This is a genomic window from Deinococcus sp. (assembly GCF_030523985.1).
Lineage (GTDB): Bacteria > Deinococcota > Deinococci > Deinococcales > Deinococcaceae > Deinococcus.
This window is the reverse complement of the sequence record NZ_JAUNHK010000106.1, coordinates 1-8335: the sequence shown is the minus strand read 5'-3', so window position 1 is coordinate 8335 and position 8335 is coordinate 1. Positions and strand designations below refer to the sequence as shown.

Below are 8335 nucleotides of genomic sequence, written 5' to 3'. Positions count from 1 at the left end.
GATGTTGTAGCCCGCGTTCAGCCAGGTGCCCGGCAGCACGCGGTAACCCGCTTCGACGCCGTAACCGACCAAGCTGGTGCTGGTCGCGGGTTGCAGCAGGGCGCGGCCCCAGCCCCCTACCTGAATCCGGTCGTTGAAGGCCGCCGTGACCCCGGCGTAGGGCTGCACGGTCAGGGTGGCGCGGTCACTGGTCACGCGCATGTCGGCCCCACCGCGCAGGGCAAGTTGCATGTTCTGGCGCGGGAGCAGGCGGTATTCGGCGCTCGCTCCTGCCGAGAAGCTACTGTCCCCGTTCGCCAGGCTGCCAGCCACGTAGCGGGCGTAGCCCAGACTGTTGAGTTGCCCCGAACGGTAGGCGTAGCCCAGCGCCAGCTTTTGCCCCTGCCGCGCCCCGAATTCGGCAGTGGCGTCGGCCCCCAGGTTGAGGTGGGGGTTCAGGTCGCCACTGATTCCGCCGCGCAAGACCGTCGTCAGCTTGCCGCCCGTCACGCTGAAGTCGGTACCTAGGGTGGCCCGGAAGGTCTCGGCGCGGTAGTCCAGGTCGGCCCCGGCGCTGATGTCCGAAGTGCGGCTGTCCACATTCCAGAGGTAAGACCCGCGCAGGCCCACGCCCAGGCGCTCGCTGAGGGGCAGGGTGGTGGAAACGCCGAAGCGGGCGCGGTTTTCCTGCCCGCTGCTGTTGGCGAGTTCGTAGGCGACGACGTAGTTGGTGCGGCCCACAGTGCTGTTGAGGCCAATGGTGCCTGTATTGCCCCCGCCCCAGGTGTAGGTGTCGCGCAGCGAGAGGGCCACCTTCTCGGTCAGGCGGTAATCCACCCGGAAGTCGGTGGTGGGCAGCAGGGTGCCGCTGACGGGCTGGGTGTGCACCACTTCGGTCGCCAGACGGCCCAAGCGGTAGGCCACGCTTCCGCTGAGGCCCAGGCCGCTCTGGGTGCCGAAGCCGTAGCGCAGCCCTGCACCGACGCTGAAGGGCTGGAAGCGGTAGTTCACCTGTGCGCCGACAAAGCCGCTCGCGGGCGTCAGGGCGCGTCCATACGAACCCTCAAGCCGCAGGCCCAGGCGGGGCGAGAAGGGCAGGTCGTAGCGCCCGTCGGCCTGAAGGCCCTCTGCACCACGTTCCAGCCCCGCGTACCCGGCGCTCTGGTAGCGCACCGAGAGGTCGCCGCCGCTGGGCTGGTCGCCGTATTCGGGGCGCTTGGCCGGACGGCCACTGACCGAGGCCGTCGCCAGCACGCCGCCCGAGGCCATCACACGGCCCTTGACCTGCATGCCGGGCTGTTCGTAACGGCCCGCCACGCCGAAGGTGGTGGTGCTGTCCACACGGGCCACCGCCGCGCCCACGCTGTAGCTGCCGCTGCGCGTCGTACCCGTCTTTTCGATCTGGGCACCGTAGGCCAGATGGCGATTGCTGTCCCCGTCACGCAGACGGTAGGACGCCAGGACGTACTGCTCATTCAGGCTGGGGCTGATGCGGTCAAGGCCGCGCACCAGCGTCACCACGCCCGTTTCGGGGTCGAAGGAGTAGTCCACACCTTCGCTCAGCGTGCGGCGGTTGACCTCCTCACCGTCGCTGCCGACTTCGATCAGGGTCAGCAGTTGGCTGCCTATCGCCACGTCGCCCTTCGCCAGGCGCAGCAGGCGCGTGCCGTTGGGCGTCAGGCGCTCGTCGGTGATGCGGTCGGTCGGCACCAGCGCCACGAAACCGGCCAGACGCGGCTCGGTCTTGGTGGTTACTGTCAGCGCGGTCAGGGTTTCGCTGACGGGCAATACGGTGACGGGCGCAGCGGTGAGGCGGTATTCGGCCCGGAAGCTGGGGTGGTCGTACGACACCGCAATGGGGTCTTGACCTTGCAGCGGAATGGTTTCCTGCGAGGCGTCCCCATAGTTGACGTTGCGCGAGTTGGTCGGCAGATTCGCCGTGGTGGTGGGCAGGCCGTCCTTGTCGGCGGCGACATACAGCTTGCCCGAGCCGACGGGCCCTTCGTAGTAGCCCCGCGCCTCGACGTTCAGGCGCTCGCCCAGGCTGCCTTCTCCGCCCAGGCCCAGGGTGGCGCTGACCATCCCCACGCCGACCGCGTGGCTGTCGGGGCGCACTTCGAAGCTCTGGCGCACCACGCGGTCGTTTTCCACCACGTCCAGTTCCAGCGTGGTCGGCGTCGTCTGCGGGCGCAGCTCCAGAATGCCCTCGCCCTTGTTCAGCGCCACCTGGTACCCCGCCTCACCTGGGAAGGCGTCGGGGCGCAGCGGCTCCAGATTGGTCTTGAGGGTCAGGCGGTCGGGCTGCGTCGCCACGCCCAGCGCATCGAAGGTGCGAATCCGCAGGCGCAGCGGGGTCACGCCGTCGGCGCGCAGTTGCAGCGGTTCGATTTCGTAGCGCGTGATCGGCCCAGCGAGGCGCACCCGCACGGTCTGGTCGCCCAGCGTAATGGTGTTGACGCCGGGGCGAATCGGCACACCGTAGTAATCCAGGCGCTGCACGCCCTGACCGGGGTCGGTGACCGTGCGGCCCACCTGGGTGGCAGGCACAGGCTGACCGTTGACCACGGGTACGGGCGGCTCGCCCAGCGGCCCTTCGACCGAGATGGTGATGCGGTCGAGGGTGGCGTAGTCGGTGCCGTCCAGCGGCAGCTTGATGCGTCCGGCATTCTCCGAAACCGTTTCGGGCTGGGCCAGCGGCTTGGCCGTTACCCAGTCGCGCTCGTCGAGTTGACCCAGAATGGGCCTGAGTTGCCCGCTTTCCGTCAGCACCTGAAGTTGCGCGGCGGGCAGCGTGGCAATGGCCGCTTCCGCACCATCCAGAACGAGGCTGATTTCTCCGCTGACTTCCTGGCTCTCCGACCCAAGCAGGGGGGCCAGTTGTTCAGGGGCCAGCTTCCAGTACAGCGTGCCACTGCGTCCCCGCAGCGGATCGGGCAGGGCTTGCCCGTTCAGTTGGGCACTGCCGGGCTGGTAATTCACGCCTTGAGGCAGCGCCTGGGCCAGCAGCAGCGAGGCCGTGCCCAGTTGGTCGGCGCTGAGGCTGAACGGCAGGGAGACGCGCTGCTCACCCGCTGCGCTGGCCGCCGCGCTGTCAGGAATGAGAGGAAGCGGTGAGACTGGCGTGGTCGTCTGAGCGGACGCCGAAGCGACCAGGGCCAGGGTGGTGACGAGGGTCAAGCTACGTTTCACTGCATTACTCCTTCCACGCCACGGTGGGCTTGGTGAGTGGGAGGGCGGAGGTGGTCGAAGCGGGCAGATAGCGGTAATCCAGGGTCAGGCCGCCTGCGGGCAGTGCGCCGCTCAGGGTGTTCGTCCCGGCGCTCAGGCGTGCTCCTGCGGGCAGAGCGTCGGTCAGCGTGACTTCGCTCAGCGGTTGGGCGCTTTGCAGGCTCAGGCGCACGGCCACTTCTCCGCTGGGGAGGGGCGTCACCGTCTTGGTCAGATTGACGGGGCCGAAGGGCCAGCTCTGGCGGCGGCCCAGGCTGCCCTGGTTGGGGCGCAGCGCGAAGTCGGCGGTGGTCAGCCCCTGCACTTGCAGCGTGCGGGTTGCGGGGCTGCCTTCGGCGCTGGCGTAAGGCACACTGGCCGGGTCGAGGCGCAGGGCCTGGGTGCCCAGCATCACATTGCCGAAGTGGTAACGGCCCCGCGCATCGGTCAGCGAGAGTCGGCCTCCCGCCAGAATGACGCGTGCGCCGCTCATGGGCTGGTCGGTCTTTTCGTCGAAGACGCCGTTGGCGTTGCGATCGAGGTAGACGCGGCCCAGGATGTCCGAAACGGGCGCAAAGTTGAGCAGTTGCACCTTGATGTTGGCGTAGGCGCGGTTGCTGGCGACGGCTTTGGCCTGTCCGGTGGCCCCCTCACCCTGCATGATGACGGTGTTGTTGAGGTCGCCCGTCGCTCCCGGCATCACGCGCAGACCGTACTTCAGGATGCGCTGGGCACCGACGCCGATACGGTCAACATCCCAGCGCAGGCTGCCGTCGGGTTGGGGGGTCGGGTCGGGAATGGCCACGCCGTCGAGCAGCGAAGTGCCGGGCACGTACTGCAGGCGCGAGTCCGGCGTATCGGTCACGATGACACGGGTGAGGGCCGCACTGGGCGACGTGTTCATCAGGGTCAGCGTGTAGGTCACCACGTCCCCCAGCGTCACGGCGGTGGGGCTGGCTTCCTTCTTGATGGCGGGGGCCGTGTTCCAGACCGCCACGCTCACCGCGTTACTCTCGAGCGGTTGCGGGAAATCGGTGCTGACCAGCTGGAAGACGTTGCGAAGTTGCTCGTCGTCCACCGCCTTGGCACTGACGGCAGCGCGAATGGTCAGGGTGCGCGTTTCATTGGGAGCCAGGGTGCCGATGTTCCAGGTCACGGTCTGGGCATCCGGCTCACCCGTCACCACGCCGCCATCCGACGCCGTGACATTTTCCAGGCGGGCTGGCAGAGGGTCGGAGACCTGCACCCCCGTCAGCGGCCCGCTGTAGGGGTTGGTCACGCGCAGGGTGTAAATCAGAATGTCGCCGGAAGTCACGCGGTCACCCAATTGCCAGGCCGAGTCGCCTTCCTTGCTGACCGACTTCTGGAGCTGGGGCAGCGCGGTTTCGATGCGGCCCACTTCGTCGAGGGTGGTGTCCTGCGAGCCGCGCTGACCGCTGACCGTAACGGTCGCCTGTAAGGGCGCACCTGCCAGAGCTGCCGTCGGCAGGTAGCACACCCGCACAGGGAGGGTGGCCCCGGCAGCGAGGGCAAAGGGCTGGGCCAGGGCCGCGCCGTCCGTACCGCGCACCGTGGTGGTGACGCCCGCGGGCACGTCAGCGCTCACAGTGAAGTTATCCTGCACGTCGCCCGTGTTCTTGACCGTGTGGTCGAAGCAGATGTCCTGCCCAGCCAGGGCGAAGGGCCGGGTCTGACGGTCGGCGTCCCCCTGGGCTTCGGGCTGACCGACAGGGCCGATGGCGACGGCGGGACGGTACTGCACACGCAACGTATCGCTGGCCTGGGCACTGATCGCGCCCGTGACTGCGGCGGCGTTGTTGACGAAGTCCTGATTCTCGGCGGCGGCGCTGGCCTCCACGCGGAAGGTCAGGCGCACCTCGCCCCCCGCGCCCAGGGTAGGCAGGCGCACGCGCAGGCCAGTGACCGGTTGCGTTTCGGCGGCGGCCCAGGTGGTGCCTCCATCGGCGCTGTATTCCAGCGTGCCCCCGCTCGTCCGGGCGCTCCCCGCCACGTAGGTTAGGCCCCGCGCTGCCTGCTCGGCCAGCAGGTCGGTCAGCACAACTTCCCGGCTGCCCGAAGCGCCCGTGTTGCGAAGCGTGATGGTCACGTCGGTCTGGGTGCCAGGTTTCAGGGTCTCTGCGCCGAACACCTTGTTCAGTTCAAGGACGGGAGGCGGGCTGACGGTCAGCACCGAAACGTTGTCGGTGTCGCTCTGCCCGCCCGCGCAGCTGGCCACGAGGTTCAAATTGGCGTTGCCCTGGTCGCTGGGCGACGTCTGGGCCACCAGCCACACCCGCGCCGAAGCGCCCGCCGCCAGCGTGACACTGCTGATCACTTCGTCACCGCTGTCGAGCTGTCCGTTGCCGTTGGTATCGCCGCGCAGGGTCAGGGACGGGCGAGCCGTGCCGCCTTGCTGCTGGGCGCTCAGGGCGTAGGTAAAGTTGTCGTTGCCCGCGTTGCGAACCTGATAGGCGAAGGTCGAACCTGTGCCTTCTCCCGGCAGAACAGACAGGGTGTAGGCCGGAGTCGCGGCGCTTCCATTGGGGGTCACACTGACCGAGCAGATCGGCGACACCGTGACCGAAACCACGTTCGACAACCCTTCAGCCGGCCCGTAAGGGGTTTGAAGGTTGACCTGGGCTTGGTTGGTAATGCGGAACCCAGCGGGCAGAGGGGAAGCAGACTGCGACAGCGCAGAGGCCCACAGCAGTAGCAAACCGAGAGAAAAACGCTTATTCACAGCGGCACAGCTCCTTCGAAAGGGGTGAAAAAGGAAAATGGGAAGAATCTTTTGTTAAAAGCAGGCTCCGGGATCAGGCAAAGGGACAGGCGAAGCCAGGAGAAAAGGGTTGGAGGAAGGGGAAAACCCACTTTCCCCAACCCTGGAGAGGATTATTTGTTGAGCTGCATGGTCAGCGTGATGTTGACGGTGCCCTGGCTGGGCAGGCAGTCGGCGGCGGTGATGGCGTTGTCGCTGCCGGTGGTGTTCACACCAATCCACAGGCTGGCGGGGTTGGTGCCAGCAGCGGGGGCCGCGGGCAACCAGCTCACGCCATTGTCGGTGCTGAAGAGCAGGGTGCCCGTGCTGGCCGTGCCCGACACGGTCTGGTAGGTGGTGTTGGCGAAGATGTTGGTGTTGGTGCCGTCCAGTTCCTTGAACACCACGTTGCAGGCAGGCGCGTTGTACAGGTTCTTGCCCGTGATGGTGTACACCACGTTGTCGCCAGGAGCAGCGGTGGCGCGGTCAACCGCCTTGCTGATGGGGAACAGCGGGTTGCTGGTGTAGTTGGGGTTGGTGGGGTCGGTGGGGGTACCGGTGGGAGGAGTCACCAGACCCACATCGAACAGGGTGCCGTCGGTATCGGTGACGGTGGAGAAAGCGCCCGTCGCCACCGTACGCACGGCGTAGTTGCTGCCCACAGGCGCGTTGGCAGGCAGCACCACGCGGGTGGTGATGGTGGCAGTCTGACCAGGGGTCAGCGCGCCCACGTCCACAGTGCCGTCGCCGTTGGTGTCGGTCAGGACAGTGCCGTTGAGCAGGTACTCCACCGTCGCACCGGCGGGCAGGTTGCTGTCGCCCGCAGCGATGTTGAAGGTGTCGTTGTAAGTGCCGGTGTTCTCCACGGTGGTCGTGAAGTCGGCGTTGGTGGTGCCACTGGTGCTGGGGTTGATGGTCTGACCCGAGCCGTCCAGCGTGGTGCCGTTGTCCTGTGCCACCACCCGCAGGTCGACGCCAGGAGCCTTGACGGTGTAGGTGGGGTTGGCAATCTGGGCCGTGGTACCAGCGGCCGGGCCACCCGCGTTGCCGCTGTAGATAGGCACAGCGATATCGATGGGCTGTTTGGGCGTACCCGAGTCATCCGCGCCAGCGTCAGGGTAGGTCACCTGCACGGTGTAGGCGGGGGCCGCCCCTGCGGGAACGTCGTTGAAGGTCACTGAACCGTCGGGGTTCACGGTCACGGTCGCGCCGGGGATAGGGTTGCCGTTGATATCAACGGGCTGCTGGCCGTTCTGGAAGGGAGCGCCCGTAGCGGGGTTGATGAGCTGGGCAGTCGTGCCAGCGGGAGCCGTGGCGGGCACCGTGGCAGGCCCAACGGTGATGTCGTCAGGGACAGTGCTGTTGTTGGGGGCCGTACCCGTCATGCTCAGCACATCAGGGTTGCCGTCATTGTCAGCCTTGGGGTACGCGGTCTGGCTGCCGTCGGGAGCCACCTGAATGGGCGTACCGGCGCCGGGCAGGGTCGCGCCACCAGGAACGGTGGGACCAGCAGGCTGAACGTAGCCGGTGCCCGTGCCGGGGCCGTTGGGGTTGTTGGTGTCCACAGGCGTAATGCCGGGGTTGTTGGGGTCGGTGGGCAGCGCGGTGTCGTCGGCAGTTGCGGGGCTGCCAGGGGTGGCCGTGGTCACTGCAGCAACGATGGCAACGTTTTCGTTGTTGTTGTCCACATACTGGGACTGGTTGCCAGTATTGGGATCTCGCACGGTTACATCTTCCACGTAATCGTCGCCTGTGCCGTTGGCGCTGGGGGTGGAGTCGTACTTAGCCGTCCCGATCAGATTCTGGCCGTAGGTGGCCGGCGTGCCCACCGTGTAGGTCTGGGTGACCTGGGCCGTAGCGCCGGGCTGCAGGGTCACGGTGTTGGTCGAGAGCGTCACGCCACTGGGCTGAGCGTTCGCGGTGTCGGCCGAGGTCAGGTTGACCACCAGGGGAGTGTTGCCCGTGTTGGTCACGGTGTAGGTAAAGCTGGTGGCCGTGTTGGCGGGCACGTTGTTCTTGGTCAGCGCCGTATCGCCCGTGTTGGGGGTGATGGTGAAGCTGGGCACAGCCGCCACCGTGGTGGTCACCACGTTCGAAGAGGAACTGCTGCTGATGGGGGCAGTGGGGTCAGCGGCGGTGGGGTCGGTGACCTGGAAGTCCACCGAGGCCTGGTTGGTAATCGCCGTACCAGCGCGGGGAGCCGCACCGAGCGCCACACCAGCGGAGAGCGAAAGGGCGAGGGCCAGCATCTTGTTTAACTTCATGGAGAACTCCTTGGCAGCGAAGGCCAAAACGGGAAGGCCGAGCGAAATCAAGCCTCAAGCGGCGGGCCAGGCTGCTTGTAGCGACGGTGTGAAACTGAAGACCACACCTAGTCGCCCTTTATACTAG

The 8335-nt window shown here is 66.9% G+C and carries 3 protein-coding genes; all 3 read right to left on the bottom strand.

Going from position 1 to position 8335, the window contains the following annotated elements:
• The coding region (locus Q4C89_RS12580; protein ID WP_303102967.1) for a hypothetical protein at positions 1-3168 on the bottom strand (3168 nt) is incomplete at its 3' end.
• A gap of 4 nt (positions 3169-3172) precedes the next feature.
• A complete protein-coding gene (locus tag Q4C89_RS12575) occupies positions 3173-5737 on the bottom strand; it encodes a DUF11 domain-containing protein (protein WP_303102966.1) in 2565 nt (854 codons plus the stop codon).
• 341 nt (positions 5738-6078) lie between these two features.
• A complete protein-coding gene (locus Q4C89_RS12570) occupies positions 6079-8208 on the bottom strand; it encodes a hypothetical protein (RefSeq protein ID WP_303102965.1) in 2130 nt (709 codons plus the stop codon).
• Positions 8209-8335: the final 127 nt, after the last annotated feature.

Bases quoted from the DNA above. Each gene is read 5' to 3' on its own strand.
- Q4C89_RS12570 (WP_303102965.1), bottom strand. From the start codon at position 8,208: ATGAAGTTAAACAAGATGCTGGCCCTCGCCCTTTCGCTCTCCGCTGGT.